General features: G+C 27.6%; 17 protein-coding genes. 3 read left to right on the forward strand and 14 right to left on the reverse strand.

The features are described 5' to 3' along the window. Positions 1-15: 15 nt before the first annotated feature. Together Q1K13_RS04305 and Q1K13_RS04310 are read right to left on the reverse strand one after the other, a co-directional pair. Positions 16-1,686 carry an ABC transporter substrate-binding protein gene (locus Q1K13_RS04305; protein ID WP_300347953.1) on the reverse strand — a complete coding sequence of 557 codons (1,671 nt, stop codon included), beginning with the start codon at positions 1,684-1,686 and terminating at the stop codon, positions 16-18. 199 nt (positions 1,687-1,885) lie between these two features. Further along, positions 1,886-2,431 (reverse strand): DUF4352 domain-containing protein, encoded by a 546-nt coding sequence (locus Q1K13_RS04310; RefSeq protein ID WP_300347954.1) that lies wholly within the window; start codon positions 2,429-2,431, stop codon positions 1,886-1,888. A gap of 241 nt (positions 2,432-2,672) precedes the next feature. Here Q1K13_RS04310 and mscL point away from each other — a divergent pair, with 241 nt between their 5' ends. Then, the gene (mscL, locus tag Q1K13_RS04315) at positions 2,673-3,167 is read left to right on the forward strand and encodes a large-conductance mechanosensitive channel protein MscL (RefSeq protein ID WP_300347956.1); all 495 of its coding nucleotides are present in this window, start codon (positions 2,673-2,675) and stop codon (positions 3,165-3,167) included. 183 nt (positions 3,168-3,350) lie between these two features. Here the strand turns inward: mscL and Q1K13_RS04320 are convergent, their stop codons facing one another. The 6 genes from Q1K13_RS04320 to glpT form a co-directional block, all read right to left on the reverse strand. After that, entirely contained in the window at positions 3,351-3,806 is a 456-nt protein-coding gene (locus Q1K13_RS04320) for an arginine repressor (protein ID WP_300347957.1), read from the reverse strand. Positions 3,807-3,876: 70 nt separating this feature from the next. After that, positions 3,877-4,821, reverse strand: a complete 945-nt coding sequence (arcC, locus tag Q1K13_RS04325) for a carbamate kinase (protein WP_300347959.1) — start codon at positions 4,819-4,821, stop codon at positions 3,877-3,879. Positions 4,822-4,887: 66 nt separating this feature from the next. Beyond that, positions 4,888-6,321: an arginine-ornithine antiporter gene (arcD, locus tag Q1K13_RS04330; protein ID WP_300347960.1), complete on the reverse strand. Its 1,434-nt coding sequence runs from the start codon at positions 6,319-6,321 to the stop codon at positions 4,888-4,890. 153 nt (positions 6,322-6,474) lie between these two features. After that, positions 6,475-7,470: an ornithine carbamoyltransferase gene (argF, locus tag Q1K13_RS04335; protein ID WP_300347962.1), complete on the reverse strand. Its 996-nt coding sequence runs from the start codon at positions 7,468-7,470 to the stop codon at positions 6,475-6,477. Between the two features lie 76 nt (positions 7,471-7,546). Beyond that, positions 7,547-8,788 carry an arginine deiminase gene (gene arcA / locus Q1K13_RS04340; RefSeq protein ID WP_300347964.1) on the reverse strand — a complete coding sequence of 414 codons (1,242 nt, stop codon included), beginning with the start codon at positions 8,786-8,788 and terminating at the stop codon, positions 7,547-7,549. Positions 8,789-9,293: 505 nt separating this feature from the next. Further along, positions 9,294-10,607: a glycerol-3-phosphate transporter gene (glpT, locus tag Q1K13_RS04345; RefSeq protein ID WP_300347965.1), complete on the reverse strand. Its 1,314-nt coding sequence runs from the start codon at positions 10,605-10,607 to the stop codon at positions 9,294-9,296. Positions 10,608-10,909: 302 nt separating this feature from the next. On the opposite strand from glpT, the gene Q1K13_RS04350 reads away from it, so the two are divergent. Further along, positions 10,910-11,554 carry a DedA family protein gene (locus Q1K13_RS04350; RefSeq protein WP_300347967.1) on the forward strand — a complete coding sequence of 215 codons (645 nt, stop codon included), beginning with the start codon at positions 10,910-10,912 and terminating at the stop codon, positions 11,552-11,554. 582 nt (positions 11,555-12,136) lie between these two features. Here the strand turns inward: Q1K13_RS04350 and Q1K13_RS04355 are convergent. From Q1K13_RS04355 to Q1K13_RS04365, 3 genes are all read right to left on the reverse strand, one after another. Continuing rightward, positions 12,137-12,820: a TVP38/TMEM64 family protein gene (locus Q1K13_RS04355; RefSeq protein WP_300347968.1), complete on the reverse strand. Its 684-nt coding sequence runs from the start codon at positions 12,818-12,820 to the stop codon at positions 12,137-12,139. A gap of 249 nt (positions 12,821-13,069) precedes the next feature. After that, entirely contained in the window at positions 13,070-13,456 is a 387-nt protein-coding gene (gene mntA / locus Q1K13_RS04360) for a type VII toxin-antitoxin system MntA family adenylyltransferase antitoxin (protein WP_300347970.1), read from the reverse strand. After that, entirely contained in the window at positions 13,446-13,928 is a 483-nt protein-coding gene (locus Q1K13_RS04365) for a hypothetical protein (RefSeq protein WP_300347971.1), read from the reverse strand. The genes mntA and Q1K13_RS04365 overlap by 11 nt, the downstream gene beginning before the upstream one ends. 297 nt (positions 13,929-14,225) lie before the next feature. Here Q1K13_RS04365 and Q1K13_RS04370 point away from each other — a divergent pair, with 297 nt between their 5' ends. Further along, positions 14,226-14,387 carry a ribbon-helix-helix domain-containing protein gene (locus Q1K13_RS04370; RefSeq protein WP_300347973.1) on the forward strand — a complete coding sequence of 54 codons (162 nt, stop codon included), beginning with the start codon at positions 14,226-14,228 and terminating at the stop codon, positions 14,385-14,387. A 118-nt stretch (positions 14,388-14,505) separates the two neighbouring features. Here Q1K13_RS04370 and Q1K13_RS04375 read toward each other — a convergent pair whose 3' ends face one another. The 3 genes from Q1K13_RS04375 to Q1K13_RS04385 all read right to left on the reverse strand — a co-directional run bounded on the left by Q1K13_RS04375 (position 14,506) and on the right by Q1K13_RS04385 (position 18,272). Next, complete coding sequence (locus tag Q1K13_RS04375) at positions 14,506-15,372, reverse strand: DUF2971 domain-containing protein (RefSeq protein ID WP_300347974.1); 867 nt, start codon at positions 15,370-15,372, stop codon at positions 14,506-14,508. Positions 15,373-15,639: 267 nt separating this feature from the next. Then, positions 15,640-16,578: an Abi family protein gene (locus Q1K13_RS04380; protein WP_300347975.1), complete on the reverse strand. Its 939-nt coding sequence runs from the start codon at positions 16,576-16,578 to the stop codon at positions 15,640-15,642. A 137-nt stretch (positions 16,579-16,715) separates the two neighbouring features. Continuing rightward, the gene (locus tag Q1K13_RS04385; RefSeq protein ID WP_300347976.1) at positions 16,716-18,272 is read right to left on the reverse strand and encodes an ABC-F family ATP-binding cassette domain-containing protein; all 1,557 of its coding nucleotides are present in this window, start codon (positions 18,270-18,272) and stop codon (positions 16,716-16,718) included. Positions 18,273-18,407 lie beyond the last annotated feature (135 nt).

The following is an 18,407-nucleotide window of genomic DNA, read 5'->3' on the forward strand; positions in this document are numbered from 1 at the left end:
TCCCTATAAATTAGTTTATTTAAGCTTCCAATTTTGAATATTCCAATCATAATGGAACTGAGGATTACCATGTTCCTTGATACCTTCCTGAATCTTATCACTTTCTATGACAAATACAGGTTGATAATATAAAGGAATCACAAACATATTTTCATTCTCATATTTTTGAAGTTCAAAATAAGCTTTCTTCTGAGTTTCTGTATCTGCTGTTTTATTAGTGGCATCAATAAGTTCATTTAGCTTATCATCAGAAGGAGTATGTGAATTTACTGGTGAACCTGTTCTAAACTTATCATAGTATTCATGCATTGAAAGGGCTGAGGTAGCTGCATAACATAAATCCCAGTCTACTTCTGATGGACCATTTACTTGGTCTTCTGGTGCTGACCATAATAAAGTAGCTAAATCTCCCTCAACAAGTCTAAACTTCATCTTCATTCCTATTTCAGAAAGATATGATTGTATAGCCGTCATGAAATCTACTGTTAATTGATCTGTATAATAGTAAACAACATCTAATTCATAATTTGGATCCCAACCAGCTTCTTCTAGTAATTTCTTAGCTTTTTCAGGATTATAATCATAAGTATCTAATCCATTAACCTTGTCTGCTCCGTTAGGAGTTAAACTATTAGCAGGAGTTATACTTCCATTAAATAAGTTCTCACCTATTGTTTTCATATCTATGGCATATCTTATAGCCTGTCTAACTTTAGCATCTTTTAATGGAGATTCTTTTCCATCTTTCTTATTAAATTTATTTGCAAAGAATAAGCGAGTATATCTAACATCTACTCTATTTATTTCTAAGTTATCTTCCCCCTCTAAAGCTTTAACATCAGCAATATTTTTAGTATATCCATAATCAAGCATTCCTGACTTTGCATTATTAACTAAATTTGTATCACTATCTCCAGGGCTAGGTGTTAAATGAATTGAGAATTCAGCTTGACCATCATAATACTTATCAAAGGCAGTTAAGGTTGTATAATCATTCATCTTAACCTCTTCCACTTTAAATGGACCTGAACCTACAGGTTTTTGGAAATATTTAGCCTGTTGGAATTTTAATGGGTCTACCCCTTCAAAATGCTTCTTAGGTAATGGGGAGAATTGAGAAAAAGTTACTAAGGCATCAGGTGCAACCTTATCAAAAGTAATTTCTATATTATTACCATCAATCTTAATTCCACTTATTTCTTCTGCCTTTCCTTCTAAATAATCTTCACTTCCTGCTATAGATTTAAATGTATTTAAAAACACCTGATTTAAAACTGCAGTTTTCATAGAATATTCAATACTCCACTTAATATCTTCAGCAGTTATTTTATCTCCATCATGCCAATATATATCGTCTCTTAACTCAAAAGTTAGCAAAGTACCATCTTCATTTAAGTTAAACGTTTTCGCAAGTTCCCCTTCTTTAGGATTTAAACTTGCATCAGCCTCTATTAATTGATCATACATAGCTTTATTGTAAGTATTTACAGCTGGATTTAACCATGGAACTTCAAAAAATTCTATTGGTCCTCCATTTGAATATAAAACTTTATCTGAAGCTTCCTCTATTTTTTCTGTTGATCCAGCACCTCCATTATTTGATGACTTTGAGCCTCCACCACAAGCAATCATAGATAAGGAAAAACTTGTAGCTAACAATAATACGGCTAATGTTTTAAACTTCATTTTAATTCCTCCTATCCAAATTAGAAAATAGCTTTAAATTTAATCATAAAAATAAATTTAACTTTAATGCTTACAGAAAATTATATTATTTTATTAATTGAATTATTCCTTATTTTTCATTGAGTGAACTACTTAAATTTAAGCTAAAAAAGGTTAAGTTTTTTGTAAACCTAACCTTTTAATTAATATTATTACCTATTTATTCTTTTGCAGTAACATAAAATTTCTCCATAGCATTATCATCAAATATATTTTCATAAAACTCTACTTCCAAATCGTTAGAATTATCATTCAAAGCAAAACTCATATTAGCAGTGCACTTTTTTCCCTTGCTTATTGATTGAGGAACCTTATCTCCTCCAATAGGATAAGTTTCTAATATATTTCCTGACTTATCATAAATCTTAAAGTTTAAATCAGAAACATACAAATTTTCATTATATCCTAAATTTTCATATGTATATTCTATCTCAACTACTTTCTTTGCTTCTTTCTCTGAAAATTCATTTCTATCTTCAGTAAGATTTACACTATTTATTGTTAATCCCATAAGTTTAACACCACTATTCTTTTTCAAATAAAATGTTTCACTAACAGGCATACTAGAAACTTCTAAATTGCTTTGTTTAGCTTCTCTTATTTCTCTAACACAAAAATCATTTACTAAAATACCAACCACTGTTCCAATTGCAAAAAATACTATACCTATTAGTACTTTTTCTTTAAATAAATTACCTACTTTCATAACCCCTCCGCCAACTAATAATCAACTAAAAATATTCAATTATGATACTACCCACTTTTTATACTTTTATACCTTTCTCTCTTAACAGTAAAAACTCATAATTTATTAAGTATTTAATTGACTTTGAGATGATTATTTTGTTAAAATCTATTTGCTATATTCATATTTTTTTAATAAATTATTCATACAACAAACTTAAGATATTTATGTATAGGCTAAAACATTTAAAGGAGCGATAGATATGTGGAAAGATTTTAAACAATTTGCCATGAAAGGTAATGTAGTTGATATGGCAGTGGGGGTTGTTATAGGGGGAGCTTTTGGTAAAATAGTTACTTCATTAGTTAATGATATTATCATGCCTTTAGTTGGTTTACTATTAGGTAAAGTAGATTTCTCTAATCTTTATATAAATTTAAGTGGTAAAGATTATACATCATTACAAGCTGCTAAGGCTGCTGGGGCTGCTACAATAAACTATGGATTATTCTTAAATAACTTAATAAACTTCTTAATCATAGCATTCTCAATATTCATAGCAATAAGAGAAATGAATAGACTTAAAAATTTCGCTATTAAGAAAAAAGAAGAAGAGGTTAAAGTTACAGAAAAAGAATGTCCTTATTGCTTTAGTAAAATAAATGTAGATGCAACTAGATGTCCTCATTGTACATCAATATTAAGTGAAGATAATTTAGTCCTTAAAGAAGTTGCAGCTACAAGCAAAAACAATTAATAAAAATTTTAAAGGGTATCAAAATGATTAAATAAATCATTTTGATACCCTTTATATTTAAGGTATTTATTAGTTTAATACAATACTTTTAATATAAAAGCAACATTTTTTGAGGTAGTTAATATTATAAATTATCTTTTGCCTACTAATTCACTAAAGAAGGCAAGTTTTAAATACAAAATATTATAATCTTAGTGATTCTAATTCTCTAAAAACTTGATTGGCAAAATTAACATTTCTACAAAGAATAAGTATATGATTTTTTCTAGCAATATTTCCAGCTATTCTATTATCTTCAAGTTGATCTAAAAATGATCCAGTCATTTCTGCCATTCCGTCTAATGTATCAATAGATATAAATTTGTCTTGGGTGGATATACTTAAGGTTGTCATCTTAAAAATATTTTTATATTTTTTAATAAGATCATTTTTTCTAATAGACACATATCTAATATCTTTGTTAGGTAATGATTTTCTAACTATATTTAATTCATGTAAATCTCTTGATAAGGTTGCTTGTGTCGCCCTTATACCACGAGATTTCAACTCTATTATTAACTCATTTTGTTTACATATGCTCTTATTTTTTACTATATCCAATATCGCCTTCTGTCTTAAAATTTTTTCTGAATTTTTCATGGTAGTTTCTCCTTTGTTATTAAACTATCATAACCTAAAATAAATTAATAAAATTTAATCATATTAAAAATTACTTAATTATTCTAGTACCAGCTTCTCCTCTAAGTGCTTCTCTAGCTTTACTTAATGATGAAATTATTGCTATCTTATCATCTCCACTTTGGACAAATTTCTTACAAGCCTCTACTTTAGGAAGCATACTTCCTGGTGCAAACTGTCCTTCTTCTATGTATTTATCTACTATTTCTAAGTTTATTTCATCTAAAGCCATCTGATTTGGTTTATTAAAGTTTACACAAACTTTATCAACAGCAGTTAATATTAATAATGCATCTGCATTTAATATTTCAGATAATTTTTCTGCCGCAAAATCCTTATCTATAACTGCTGGAACCCCTGAAAGTCTCTCTCCTTCTTCTATTACAGGTATTCCACCTCCACCGCAAGCGATTACAACAAAGCCATTATCAACCATAGTTTTTATAGCTTCTTTCTCTACTATATCTATAGGCTTTGGTGAAGCCACTACTCTTCTATAGCCTCTTCCAGCATCTTCTTTCATTACATATCCATTTTCTCTTTCTAACTTTTCCGCTTCCTCTTTTGAATAAAATGATCCTATTGGCTTAGTTGGATTTTTAAAACCTGAATCATTTTTATCAACAATTACTTGAGTTGTTATTGTATCTACAGATTTTTTTATTCCTCTTTTTAAAAGCTCTTCTCTTATTGCATTTTGAAGATGATATCCTATATATCCCTCTGAAAATGCTCCAACTACATCAAAAGGAAATAATGGATTATCATTATTAACTTTATGAGCAGCCTCAATACTTGCTAAAATTTGTCCTACTTGAGGGCCATTTCCATGAACTATTGAAACTGAATGTCCATCTTCTATTAAATTAGCCACTGAAACTGCTGTTTCTCTACAAGTTTGTAATTGACCTTCTGCACTTTTATCCTTTGAATCCTTTTGTAATGCGTTTCCACCTAATGCTAAAACAATCTTCATTGTTTATTCCTCCTCAAATTCTAACAACACAATCTTTATTAACCGTTTTCATTAATCTATTTATTTTTATATAGTTATAATTCCATTTACAAGCATTACTATAGCTACTATAGCTATAACAATTACTAAAATAGCTAATACTTTTTCAACTCCAACAAAAACTTTTTGTTCTTTATTCTTTTGCTTCTTACCAATGTAGAAGAATATTATTCCAACTGCATATAATATGAAACATAATAATAAATATTTAATTCCTGCAGCATAACAAAGCCATATAGCATAAACTGTTGATATTGCACCAAAAAATTTATCCTTAGTTCTTCCGCTTGGATCTTTATCATATGTTTCTCCTGTTATAGCTAATTTCAATCCATACATAGCACTTAAAAGATAAGGAACTAAAATAGCTGTACTAGCGACTGAATATAAAGCTTGATATGTACTACTAGCAACTAAAGTTAATATTAAAAATATTTGAACTAAAATATTTGTAATTATTAATGAACCATTTGGTGTTCCTTTTTTATTTAGTTTGCCAAAAATTTTAGGTAAAACTCCATCTTGAGCTGCTACATAAGGTATCTCAGCTGCAAGTAATGACCACCCAAGAAGTGATCCAAATAATGAAATTATTAATCCTAAATTTATAAGAGCTGCGCCCCATTTTCCAACAGCAAATTCTAATACATAAGCCATTGATGGATTGTTAAGTCCTGAAAGATTTACTCTATCCATAACACCAAGAGACATCAATGTTATTAGCATATAAATCACAAGTGTACCAATAAGTCCTAATACGGTTGCCTTACCTACATCACTTTGCTTTTTAGCTCTACCTGAAACAACTACAGCACCTTCAATACCTATAAAACACCATAAAGTTACTAACATTGTACTTTTTACTTGTGATACAATTCCACCTAAATCAGTTGTGCCCCAAAATTGGAAAGTAAACTTATTAAAATTAAACATAAATAAAGAAATAACTATAAATAAGAAAATAGGTACCAACTTAGCTATAGTAGTTATAAGATTTATAAGTGCAGCACCACTTACACCATTTAAAATTAAAGCTGTAAATGCCCATAATAATATAGAAGCTCCTATAATTGAAGCTACATTATTTCCTTCTCCAAAGATTGGGAAAAAGTATCCTAAAGCTCCAAATAAAAGTACTGAATAAGATACATTTCCTATCCATGCACTTAACCAATACCCCCAAGCAGAGTTAAATCCTATATACTCTCCGAATCCAGCTTTAGCATAACTATACACTCCACCTGTAAGTTCTGGCTTTCTATTAGCTAATGATTGATATACAAAAGCTAAAGATATCATTCCTATACCTGTTATAATCCAACCTATTATAATTGCACCTGTTCCTGCTCCTCTTGCCATATCAGATGGAAGATTAAATGCTCCTCCTCCAATCATAGATCCAACTATTAATGCTGCCAACTGAGCAAACCCTAATTTTCTTTCCTCATGCTGTTCTGCCATATGTATTCACCTACCTTCATATGTTTCTTAAAAATAATAGGGCCGCATTTATAACACATTGAAAGGAAAATTCAATTTTTGAATTTAAATAACTTTAAATATTAGCCATTTTCCTTAGATGACATTATAAATACGGCCCATTAATAAAATTTATTATCTTCCTGCAGTAGCTACCATTACTGCTTTAATTGTATGCATTCTATTTTCAGCTTCATCAAATACAACTGAATTTTTACTTCTGAATACTTCATCTTCAACTTCTCTTATATCAAGACCTAATCTATCCATCATATCTTTACATACTTCTGTATCTTCATCATGGAATGATGGTAAGCAGTGCATAAATAAAGTATTTTTATTTCCTGTTTTATTCATCATTTCTTTAGTTACTTTGTATGGAGTTAATAATTTAACTCTTTCTGGGTATAAACTTTCATCTTCACCCATTGATACCCAAATATCAGTGTAGATAACATCAGCCTCTTTAACTGCCTCATCAACGTCTGAACTAAACTCTATAGTTGCTCCAGTCTGTTTTGAGTATTCTTGCATCTCTTTTATAATATCTTCATCTGGTTTTAAGCTATCTGGTCCAAGAGCTACAAAGTGCATTCCCATCTTAGCAGCACCATACATTAATGCATAGCTCATATTATTTCTTGTATCACCTGTAAATACTAATTTTATTTCGCTTAATGGTTTATGTGCATGTTCTTCTATTGTTAAGAAATCTGCTAATATTTGAGTTGGATGGTCAGCATCAGTTAATCCATTCCATACAGGAACTCCTGCATATTTAGCTAACTCTTCAACTGTTGATTGTTTAAATCCTCTAAACTCAATACCATCATACATTCTTCCAAGAACTTTTGCTGTATCTTCTATAGATTCCTTCTTACCCATTTGTGAGTTAGTTAAGAATGTTACATGAGCACCTTCTTCAGCAGCTCCACATTCAAAAGCACATCTTGTTCTAGTTGAAGTTTTTTCAAATAATAAAACTACATTTTTGCCTTTTAAACTATCTCCTATTATTCCTGCTCTTTTCTTAGCTTTTAAATCATGAGAAAGATCTAATAAATATCTAATTTCTGCTGGTGTAAAATCTTTTAATGTTAAGAAACTTCTTCCTTTTAAGTTAACTGCCATTTTTAATTCCTCCCAATCTGGACTTTTCTGATTGTCCAAAAAATAATTTATTTTTAAATTCTCTATTATTTTCAAATTATAAATTTTCTCTTACTAGTGGCATTGACATACATCTTGGGCCGCCTCTACCTCTTGATAACTCTGATGAAGGGATAACATGTAATTTAATACCCTCTTTTTCTAATATCGCATTTGTTATGTAGTTTCTTGAATAAACTACAACTTCACCAGGAGCTATAGCAAGTGTATTAGAACCATCATTCCATTGTTCTCTAGCAGCTGCTATTTCATCTCCACCGCCACATTTTATTAATTTAATATCTCTATCTAGATATTTTTTCAATATATTTTCTAAGGTATCTAACTCTTCTTTTACTAATAATTCACCATCATTTTCTGGATCTTTAGTTAGGGCAAAAACTTCTAAAGGTCCAACTATACCAGGATGAACTGTAAACTTATCATAATCAACTTGAGTAAATACTGTATCTAAATGCATAAATGCTCTTGTTGCAGGTATTTTGAATGCTAATACAGTTTTAAAAGTTGAATCTGGATTATACAGTAATCTCTTTGCTAATTTATCAATTGAAGCTGAATCAGTTCTTTGAGAAATACCAACAGCTAGTACATCTTTTGAAAGTATTAATTCATCTCCTCCTTCGATAGAAGTTTTCTCATCTCTGTTAAACCAGAATGATACGTTACCATTTTCAAATCTTGGATGATATTTAAATATGTATTTAGCAAATATTGTTTCTCTATTTCTAGTTTCTGTTCTCATATGATTTAATGTTATACCATGTCCAATTGTTGCAAATGGATCTCTTGTAAAATATAAGTTTGGCATTGGATCACAAACAAATGGATAGTCATCATTAACTTGATCATATAGTGATTCTCTATGATAATCCTTAAGTTCTTCTTTTCTAACTCCAGCCATCATTTTATCAACCATTGATTTATTATCATTAAATGAATTAAAATATGATGTTAAAGCTTCTTTTAAATGTTCACTCTTAACTCCAGCTTCATCAATAAATTCACTTATAAATTCTTTCTTAACCTCTTCACTAGTATCTATTGCCTCGGCAGCAAGAACCTCTAAATAAAGAACCTCTACTCCAGCATCTCTTAAAGTTTGTGCAAAAGCATCATGTTCTTCTCTTGCAACCTTTAAAAATGGAATATCATCAAATAATAGTCTGTCTAATAAATCTGGTGTTAAATTCTCAATTTCTTCTCCAGGTCTATGTAATAAAACTGTTTTTAATCTTCCAATTTCAGAAGTAACGTTTAATACTCTTTTATCTCTCATAATGCCCTTCCTCCTTTTATACATTTATCTTTGTGAGCTTATTTCCTGTCCACAACTATGTTATACACCCATTTTAAAACGATTACAATTGTATTTTTTGGAAAAAGATGTATATAATAATTAATTTTTATTCAAAAAAAAATGGTTTATAAACCATTAAATCACTCAATATTTGTAAACTTCAATATTCCTAAATTTATTTTAAAAGTAATTTTTTTGAATATACTATGTATATTGTATGAATATTTTTTTTTGAAAAAATATTCATTTATTCATTTTCAAGGTGTAAATCAGCCTTCTTTTAATTCTTCTTTTAATTCTTCTTTTAATAAATCTTTAACTTTAATCAAAACAAAACTTAAGAGTTTTTTATCTTTCAATATATTATAATAAAAAGAACTTAGCTTAAAAGCTAAGTTCTTTTTATTATGGTTATTTAACTAACTATTTTTATTCTAATCTATAAAATTAACTACAAAATATGCTATTTTCACGCTTAATTTTATTATTCTTTTGATCTGTCATGAACATTCCAAGTGAATGATAAGAATATAATTGCTAATATACATGAAGCCATAAGTACAATAAATCCACCATTCCAACTGAATTTTTCAACTACGGCACCAATAGCAATCTCTGCTAATACTTGTCCACCCATATATCCAAATAATCCTGTAAATCCTGCGGCTGTACCTGCGGCTTTTTTAGGAACTAAGTCTAAGGCACTTACTCCTATTAACATAACTGGACCATATATTAATGCCCCAATTGATGCTAATGCACAGTTTATTACTATAGGACTTGAACTTCTCCAATAAACAAATACTCCTACACAAACACCTATCATACAGAAAATTCCAAGCGGAGCTCTTCTTCCATGGAAAACCTTATCACTAAGCCATCCAATTAATATAGTTCCTGGGATTGCTGCATATTCAAATAATGCAAAAGCAATAGATGATTCTTTCATACTAAAGTGTCTAACTTCTTCTAAGTATGTTGGTACCCAGTTTATAACTCCATATCTAACTAAATAAACAAATATGTTAGCAATTGCTATTGCCCATAAATATTTATTATTAAGTACATATTTAAATAATATTTCTTTTCCTGATAATTCTCTTTCTCTATCATCAACTTTAACATCTGGATAGTCATTTTTATATTCTTCAATTGGAGGTAATCCAACTGATTGTGGAGTATCCTTTGCAAATATCATATAAAGAATTCCAACTATGATTGCAATTATTGCTGGTAAATAAAATATACCTTTCCAATTTCCAAACATTGATACTCCAATTAAAGCTATTGTAGCAATAAATCCACCACCAACGTTATGTGCTGTATTCCAAATTGACATTTTAACACCACGTTCTCTATCTGAGAACCAGTGTGTCATTGTTCTTCCACAAGGAGGCCATCCCATACCTTGAACCCAACCATTTGCAAGCATTAATATAAACATTACTGTAATACTTGATGTAAGTGGGAACATAAAATTCACAATTCCTGATAATATAAGTCCTATTCCCAAGAAATATCTTGGATTTGATCTATCTGAAACATTTCCCATAACAAATTTACTTATACCATAAGCTATTCCTAGTGCTGATGCAACAAAGCCTAGTTGAAGTGTTGTAAATCCCTGTTTTACTAAATAAGCTTTTGCTAGTGAAAAGTTACTTCTAACAAAATAGTATGTCATATAGCCAATGTAGATACTTAGAAATACCTGTATTCTATATCTTTTATATGTTGAGTCTATCTTGTCTTTTGGTAATCTTTCAATGGGCTTAGCTGGTTTTAAAATTTCTAACATCTCTCTCACCTTTCTCTTATGTTAAACAAAAAACCATGAAAATATATTCTAAAATATATTTTCATGGTTTTTTCTCTAAATTCTCTTAACCATTTTTATCTTATTTATTTTTGATAACGTTACCCTGTTTCCAATAATAACATATTAAGAAAACATTTACAATACATTTATAAATAAAAATAAAAATTTATTTTTTATTAACAATAAATATATTTAGTATTATTAGAAAAATTTAATAAAATTTTTGTAAATTAGTTTTATAATAGAAAAGAAAGAAAAAATTTAAAGTTAGGAGAATTTTTATGAATTTTATAGTCAACTTTTTTGATTTGATACTACATTTAGACAAGTATCTAGGTGCTTTCATCAACAATTATGGAACATTAACCTATTTAGTTTTATTTCTTATAATACTTGCTGAAACTGGATTTGTAGTAACTCCTTTTTTACCAGGAGATTCAGTAATATTTGCAGCATCAACATTCTGTGCCTTAGGATTGCTTGATATTTACATATTAATTCCATTACTTTTAATAGCTGCAATAGTTGGTGATACATTCAATTATAGTATTGGGAAATTATTAGGTGATAAGTTACTTAACAATTCAAAAATTATAAAAAAAGAGTACATAGAAAAAACAAATGCTTATTATGATAAATATGGTGGCAAAACCCTCATAATAGCTAGATTTATACCAATAGTTCGTACTTTTGCTCCCTTTGTTGCAGGTATAGGTACAATGAAATATAAAAAATTTTTAACCTACAATGCACTAGGTGGATGTATATGGGTATTATTAGTTTCAGCTTTAGGATATTTCTTTGGGAATATAAAAGTTGTAGCCAATAATTTTTCAATAGTTATTATAGCTATAATTTTAGTTTCAATTTTACCTGCAATAGTAGGCATACTTAAAGCTAAATTTTCAAATAAAGCAACTGCTTAGAAAATATATTAAGATAAAGGCTTATTAGTCAATTATTAAAGTTTATCTTTTTTAATAAATATAAAGTTTTTTAAAAATATACTGATTTATAAGTAGAAGTTTTTAAGTTCTTTAAAATGAAAATTATTCTTATAATAATATTTATTTTAAATATGAAAATTGTCTGTATGAAAATATAACAATAAAACTTACAAATAATATGAAAAGAATATCTAGATGAGCTTTAAAATTTAAATTATTACGTAGAAAATATCACCTAAAAAGCTTAGTAAGTTTCTAAGCTTTGGTGATATTTCCGTAGTAATGATTATAAATTCTTACCAAAATCTAGTGATTCTAGGAATATGTTTGTAAGTTTTATAAAAAGTTATTTTATATATGCCCTTTTTAAGTTTATAATAAAAGTTCTGTTACTCATAATTGCCTTAATATCTAGTTTTTGAACTACTCACCACTTAGCTAAACTTGAAGTGGAAGCTTATTGGTCAATATTCCTAATGGAACTAGTTTACCTAATATACTATTTAAATTTCAAGTAAATTCTTATAGAACTAATAAAAACTTTCTATCTAAAAACTTAATTTAAAGTTTTTCAACGTATTTCATAATATCATTTTTAAAAAATACGCCTATTCCACAAGCTATTAAGGCTATTATTCCTGTGACTATAACCATAGCAATCTTACCTTGTGCTAAATTCGCTCCCATAAATGAAGAAACAACTAATGCAGGTATTCTTCCAATCATAGAAAAGATTATAAAATGTTTTAATGTTATATTGCTTAATGCACAAACCATAATAAGTGAGTCCTTAGGTGCACCTGGTATGAAGAATAATATAACTAAAATCAATTTTATTTTTGAACTATTTAATATCCTCTCTAGATTATCAAACATTTCCTTAGGAACTAATTTTTCAACTAGTTTCTTACCAAATCTTTGACATATATAAAATAAAATAGCTGATCCAACTGCAATTCCAGAGAATGAAAGAACAGACCCCCAAAATGTTCCAAATACATATCCACCTGCAGCCTGTATAATTTCTCCTGGAATAAAGAATATAACAACCTGTAATATTTGAAAAACAAAAAATATTACAGCTGCCCATGGACCAAAGCGCTCAATATATTTTTTCATAAAATTACCATCAGTAATCATTTCATAAAAAAGTTTTATATGTTCCCTTGTTAAAAAAATTGTTATTCCAGCAAATATTAAAATTAATATTCCTAAAATAATGAAAATCTTTTTTTTCTTATTCATAAAATTTAAACCCCTATTCTCATTTATTCTTCGCTTATACTTCCCTTATACTTGTATATTCATTAGTATTAATTAATCTTAACATATTTTTATGTATAATATATTATCAAAACATATACTAAATTTATATTATGTAATATGATTTTACCTTTTTTTAATCAAAATAATATTAAATTTGAGTTACATTTTTAACTAAAAATAAGTATGAAAATTCTAGTTTAACTAAAACATTCATACTTATCATAAAATTTATATTTCATATCCAATTTCTCTTTGCATTTTTACCCAAAATGGATATTCTTCTCTATACCATTTATCTAGGTTATTTAAAAAATCTCTAACCAATTCAGTTTCTTTAAATATAAGCCTTTTATTTCTACTTATAACTTGTAACTGTATTGGTCTTTCCAAATCTTCAATATTAACTAAATCTATTTCTATTCCTAGCTTTTCTTCTAATGATGATTCTAAATAAAGTATATCTTCTAATGAAATATCACCAATAATAGCTATATCAATATCAGATGTTTCTTGAAATCTTTTAGTTAGAAAGCTTCCAAAAATATAGACAGCATCTATGTCTTCTCTATTAAGTATTTTTTTAATTTCTTTTTTTATATCATTATTACTCATCATATAAAGATAACAGATCCCTTCTATTATTTTTTATTAATTCTGAAAGTCTATCTCCCATAAATTTATTAAAATCCATTAGTATTTCTTTATTAGAAGTATACAACTTGACTAATTCTTTCGTTGACGGTTTCTTATACTGATGTGAAAAAGTATTTCTTATATTAATTGTTTTATCATAAAACTCATAAAAATCATCTGGTAGTAAATTTAATTTATGTGCATTATTCAAATAATCTCTAAGTCTTTTATCAGTAACAGCTACTCCAACACTACTTAATGAAAAAGCTAAGTAATCCTCAAAAACAGTATACATTTCCTTCATATTATTTCTAAAAGAATTTGAAACCTGCTTATAATATTTATCTTCTTCAGTCATTTCACTATATAAAATACTATCTTCTTCAAGTTCTGATAAAATCTCTGTATAATTATTATATATTCTCTGTAATCTCATAGAGTTAATTCTCATCATAAAATATCACTCCAAACCTAATTTCTTTTAATAATTATACCATAGTAACTTATTTCTTATAATTACTTATGTAAATATCTATTTTTTAATTATATTTTTAAAATCTCTAGTATCAGATTTTAAGTTAAGATGACAGGTATATAAATCATTATTGGTTAAACTCTTTTATGATTAACTCATCCATAAGTAATTCCCCCTAAAATATTTTTCAAAAATAGTATTCCAAACTTATATCAACTGTATTCAGTTATGAAAAATTTATTTTAGGTTAATAATATTCTAAGAGGTGATTTATTAATGCCAAGAAAAGATTTGAAAAATAGAACGCCTGTAGGAAGTGCAATGGATAATAAAATTTATTATGAAATGAAGGCATACTCAGAAAAAACTGGTATCCCAATATCTAAGATACTAGATAGAGCTATGACTATGTACTTAGAAAGTACTAAAAAAATTTAGTACTTTCTTCAAGTAAATTTTTCTTCTACTATATTTAATTACTTAAAGCAATTCTTTTGAACGCTTTTTAACTTAAATTCACCTTCATTAATAATATTTAAATACTTATAAAAATAAGTTATTCTATTTTTTTATAACTCAATTGATAGTTTTCTGAATTATCATCAAAATACATTTGATAAGTATTTATTTCTAATTCTTTTCCTATCTCAATTAGCCTGTCCTTATATTTTTCACAAGCAATACCTAAATATATCCCTGTTATTTTAATACCTAAAACTTCATTAGGTATTAAACCACCTTCATCATTAACATTAGTAACGAGCTTAGCTGATTCAGTTGGAAATAGCAACCTATACTCATTTTCATATTTCCATGCATCATTTTTTACAACACAATTATGAAATAATAATGTATTATATAATACTAAATCCTCTTTTTCTTTTTCTGTGATTGTTCCTGTCATTTCTTTACATATTAAAGCTATGCAATTCATATATGTAACATTAGCTACTGATCGTGTTTTCTCATACGAAATTGGATAAAAAAACTTTGGATCTTCTATCATATATTCAATACAAAACCCAGTATGATTGTTGGCATAATGTGCCCACATAGGCATATTGTTTGTTAGATTCTGTGTAAAACATCCTATTAAAAATCCATTATAATAAGAATCCCTTAAATCTTTTACTAACTTTATAGGATAGTTATACTTTTTAATTTTATCTTCTGTTATAAATAGTGTTTTTAATTCAAATGGATCATTAAGATTTTTGCAAAATGATAACCAAAACTCATTATTTTTTAGTGAATTAAGTTTTAAATCATTTAAATAATCTATACTACATTTGTTTTTACAACTCGGAACATCACTTAAATAAATATATTTATATAACTTCTTAGGAATGTATTTCATCCTATATGAATCATAATCTTTATTTTCTCTTATCATAGAAATATAAGTTTTAATTTCAAACGACATACAATCACTCCTCTTTATAATTATATTATAAAGAAATTTTATCTTACAAATATATAGCTTTTTGATTTTATTAAGTATTTTTTATTTTCAAATTTTGTTCTTTTAAATATGATAAAATATATACATATATTTTATATGAGCAAAAAAGCCCAAGATTAAATCTTGAGCTTTTTTTGCTTATCTTTATAAGACAAATAATAAAAAAAACCATGAAACTGGTGCGGGCACCATTTCAGTAAAAACATTATGTTTTTGTCCTTCAATATATTATATACATAACATAGAATAATGTTCAACAACTTTTTTAATAAATTTATATGAACTCTTTATAACTTGATTTTTTTCAAAATACTCTTTATTTTTTATAAATCTATTATTAATTATATTCTCTAATTCTATCATATTCTTTTTCTTAGTAGATTTGCTATTTACTAAACTATTAAAAACATATATTGTAACAACAAAATCATGAATTATAGGATTAGACATTTTTTTCTGTTTTTCTATTTTTGTAATTGATTTAATATTATGTATGTATCTTAAAACTTCTTTATTACTATTAAGTTTTATATTATATGGATTTTTCAATGCATTTAATATGCAATTATTATGAGCTGCTGCATTTCTTAAACATTTAACTGACCATAATGAATTTGCATAATTATCTTTACTTTTATATTTTGAATAATAAAATCCATATAATTTTATAAAATCACCAAAAGATATCATTTCAACTAAATTCCAAATAGCAGGTTTTTCTGAATATTTTCTTTTTAGATCTCCACTTATTGAATTATAGTAAGACTTACTTCTTATTAACTCTTCTTTTATGTATTGATGTTTATTTAAAAATTCTTCAACTATTGAGTAGCCATCTTCATATGTATTTTCAGAACAATCATAAATTAATTTAGTTTTAGCAAAATGTTCTATATCTAAAGTCATATTTATTATTAACTTTCTTAAAACCATATCTAATTTAGATAATTCCTGTAAGTATGCAAAGTCTAAATTTATATATTTCCCTTGGTTTTCTCCTTTATAATATTTATCATAATTCTTTGCAAATGACTTTATCTTAAAATAATAATTACTATTTTTTAAAAACTCTTTTGCCTCCTCTTCTGAAATTATATCAAACTTTATTCCACTAATATCTCTCATATATTCTATTTGCCTATCTAAACATAAATTAACTTTTTCCATCTTAACCTCAATCTATAATTTTATAACTTAGACTTAATTATAACATCCAATATTTTTATATAAAACAATTGACTGTTATTTATTAATATAAAAACAGCCTAAACTAATGTTTAGACTGTTTTTTAATTTAATTACTTCTAGACAATTTTTAAAGTCCAAGATTCACAATTCCATACATCTGTTACTACATCTCTATAGAATTCAGGTTCATGGCATACTAGAAGTACACTTCCTTTATATTCTTTTATTGCTCTTTTTAATTCATCCTTAGCTTCAACATCTAGGTGGTTTGTTGGCTCGTCTAGGATAAGTATGTTTGTTTCTTTGTTTATTAGTTTACAAAGTCTTACCTTAGCTTGTTCTCCTCCACTTAATACTGCCACAGAGCTTTCTATGTGTTTAGTTGTTAATCCACATTTAGCTAAGGCACTTCTTACTTCGTATTGAGTATATCCAGGGAATTCTTGCCATACTTCTTCTATACATGAGTTATAGTTTGCTTCTTTTATTTCTTGCTCAAAGTATCCTATGCTTTGGTAATCTCCTGTTTCAACCTCTCCACTTATTGGCTTTATTAATCCCATTAAACTTTTTAGAAGTGTTGATTTTCCAAGTCCATTAGCTCCAACTAAGGCTATCTTCTGCCCTCTTTCCATTCTTATGTTTAGAGGTTTAGTTAATGGTTCATCATATCCTATTACTAAATCTTTTGCTTCAAATATTAATTTACCTGAAGTTCTTCCTTGTTTAAAGTTAAACTCTGGTTTTGGTTTTTCTCCTGCAAGTTCTATTCTATCCATTTTATCTAATTTCTTTTGTCTAGCTCTTGCCATGCCTGTTGTTGCAACCCTAGCCTTATTTCTAGCAACGAAATCTTCTAGTTTAGCAATTTCAGCCTGTTGTCTTTCATAGGCAGCTTCTAATTGTTTTTTATTTGCTTCATATACTCTTCTAAAGTTATCATAATCCCCTGTATATCTAGTTAATGCTCTATTTTCAACATGGTATATTACATTTACTACGCTATTTAAGAATGGAATATCATGTGATATTAATATAAAGGCATTTTCATATGCAAGTAAGTAATTTTTAAGCCATTCAATATGTTCTTCATCAAGATAGTTTGTAGGCTCATCTAGAAGTAATATGTCTGGAGTTTCTAATAAAAGTTTAGCTAATAAGACCTTAGTTCTTTGTCCTCCACTTAAATCAGTAACATCCTTATCTAGTCCTACATCCTTAAGACCTAGTCCCCCTGCTACTTCTTCAACCTTTGCATCTATCATATAAAATCCATTATGATCTAGCATATCTTGAATTGTTGCAGTTCTTTCTAAGGCTTCATTCATCTCATCTTCAGTCATTTCACCCATTCTTTCATAAAGCCCATTCATTTCAATTTCCATATCAAAAAGATACTTAAAAGCTTCTCTTAAAACTTCTCTTATACTTTTTCCTTTTTCAAGCTGAGCATGCTGATCCATGTAACCTACTCTAACCTTATTACTCCATTGAATATCTCCTTCATCAGGCATAAGCTTTCCTGTGATTATATTCATAAAAGTAGACTTACCTTCTCCATTTGCTCCTATAAGTCCAACGTGTTCTCCTTTTAAAAGTCTAAAAGAAACATCTTCGAATATAGCTCTGTCTCCAAAACCATGATTAATATTTTTTACTATTAAAACACTCATTTACTATCTCCTATTCTAAAAATATTCTTTCAAAAGTTATTTTTAATCCTTGGTATTATTTTTTATGAAAATATAATTATATACTAAAGTAATTAATTCTCATCCTCTACCATAAAGCCTCCATGTTTTATACCC

Source organism: Clostridium sp., from assembly GCF_029267215.1.
Lineage (GTDB): Bacteria > Bacillota > Clostridia > Clostridiales > Clostridiaceae > Sarcina.

What these genes read in the sequence shown, in the direction of transcription:
- Q1K13_RS04305 (WP_300347953.1), bottom strand. Translation starts at nt 1,686, where the DNA reads ATGAAGTTTAAAACATTAGCCGTATTATTGTTAGCTACAAGTTTTTCC.
- Q1K13_RS04310 (WP_300347954.1), bottom strand. Translation starts at nt 2,431, where the DNA reads ATGAAAGTAGGTAATTTATTTAAAGAAAAAGTACTAATAGGTATAGTA.
- mscL (WP_300347956.1), top strand. Translation starts at nt 2,673, where the DNA reads ATGTGGAAAGATTTTAAACAATTTGCCATGAAAGGTAATGTAGTTGAT.
- Q1K13_RS04320 (WP_300347957.1), bottom strand. Translation starts at nt 3,806, where the DNA reads ATGAAAAATTCAGAAAAAATTTTAAGACAGAAGGCGATATTGGATATA.
- arcC (WP_300347959.1), bottom strand. Translation starts at nt 4,821, where the DNA reads ATGAAGATTGTTTTAGCATTAGGTGGAAACGCATTACAAAAGGATTCA.
- arcD (WP_300347960.1), bottom strand. Translation starts at nt 6,321, where the DNA reads ATGGCAGAACAGCATGAGGAAAGAAAATTAGGGTTTGCTCAGTTGGCA.
- argF (WP_300347962.1), bottom strand. Translation starts at nt 7,470, where the DNA reads ATGGCAGTTAACTTAAAAGGAAGAAGTTTCTTAACATTAAAAGATTTT.
- arcA (WP_300347964.1), bottom strand. Translation starts at nt 8,788, where the DNA reads ATGAGAGATAAAAGAGTATTAAACGTTACTTCTGAAATTGGAAGATTA.
- glpT (WP_300347965.1), bottom strand. Translation starts at nt 10,607, where the DNA reads ATGTTAGAAATTTTAAAACCAGCTAAGCCCATTGAAAGATTACCAAAA.
- Q1K13_RS04350 (WP_300347967.1), top strand. Translation starts at nt 10,910, where the DNA reads ATGAATTTTATAGTCAACTTTTTTGATTTGATACTACATTTAGACAAG.
- Q1K13_RS04355 (WP_300347968.1), bottom strand. Translation starts at nt 12,820, where the DNA reads ATGAATAAGAAAAAAAAGATTTTCATTATTTTAGGAATATTAATTTTA.
- mntA (WP_300347970.1), bottom strand. Translation starts at nt 13,456, where the DNA reads ATGATGAGTAATAATGATATAAAAAAAGAAATTAAAAAAATACTTAAT.
- Q1K13_RS04365 (WP_300347971.1), bottom strand. Translation starts at nt 13,928, where the DNA reads ATGATGAGAATTAACTCTATGAGATTACAGAGAATATATAATAATTAT.
- Q1K13_RS04370 (WP_300347973.1), top strand. Translation starts at nt 14,226, where the DNA reads ATGCCAAGAAAAGATTTGAAAAATAGAACGCCTGTAGGAAGTGCAATG.
- Q1K13_RS04375 (WP_300347974.1), bottom strand. Translation starts at nt 15,372, where the DNA reads ATGTCGTTTGAAATTAAAACTTATATTTCTATGATAAGAGAAAATAAA.
- Q1K13_RS04380 (WP_300347975.1), bottom strand. Translation starts at nt 16,578, where the DNA reads ATGGAAAAAGTTAATTTATGTTTAGATAGGCAAATAGAATATATGAGA.
- Q1K13_RS04385 (WP_300347976.1), bottom strand. Translation starts at nt 18,272, where the DNA reads ATGAGTGTTTTAATAGTAAAAAATATTAATCATGGTTTTGGAGACAGA.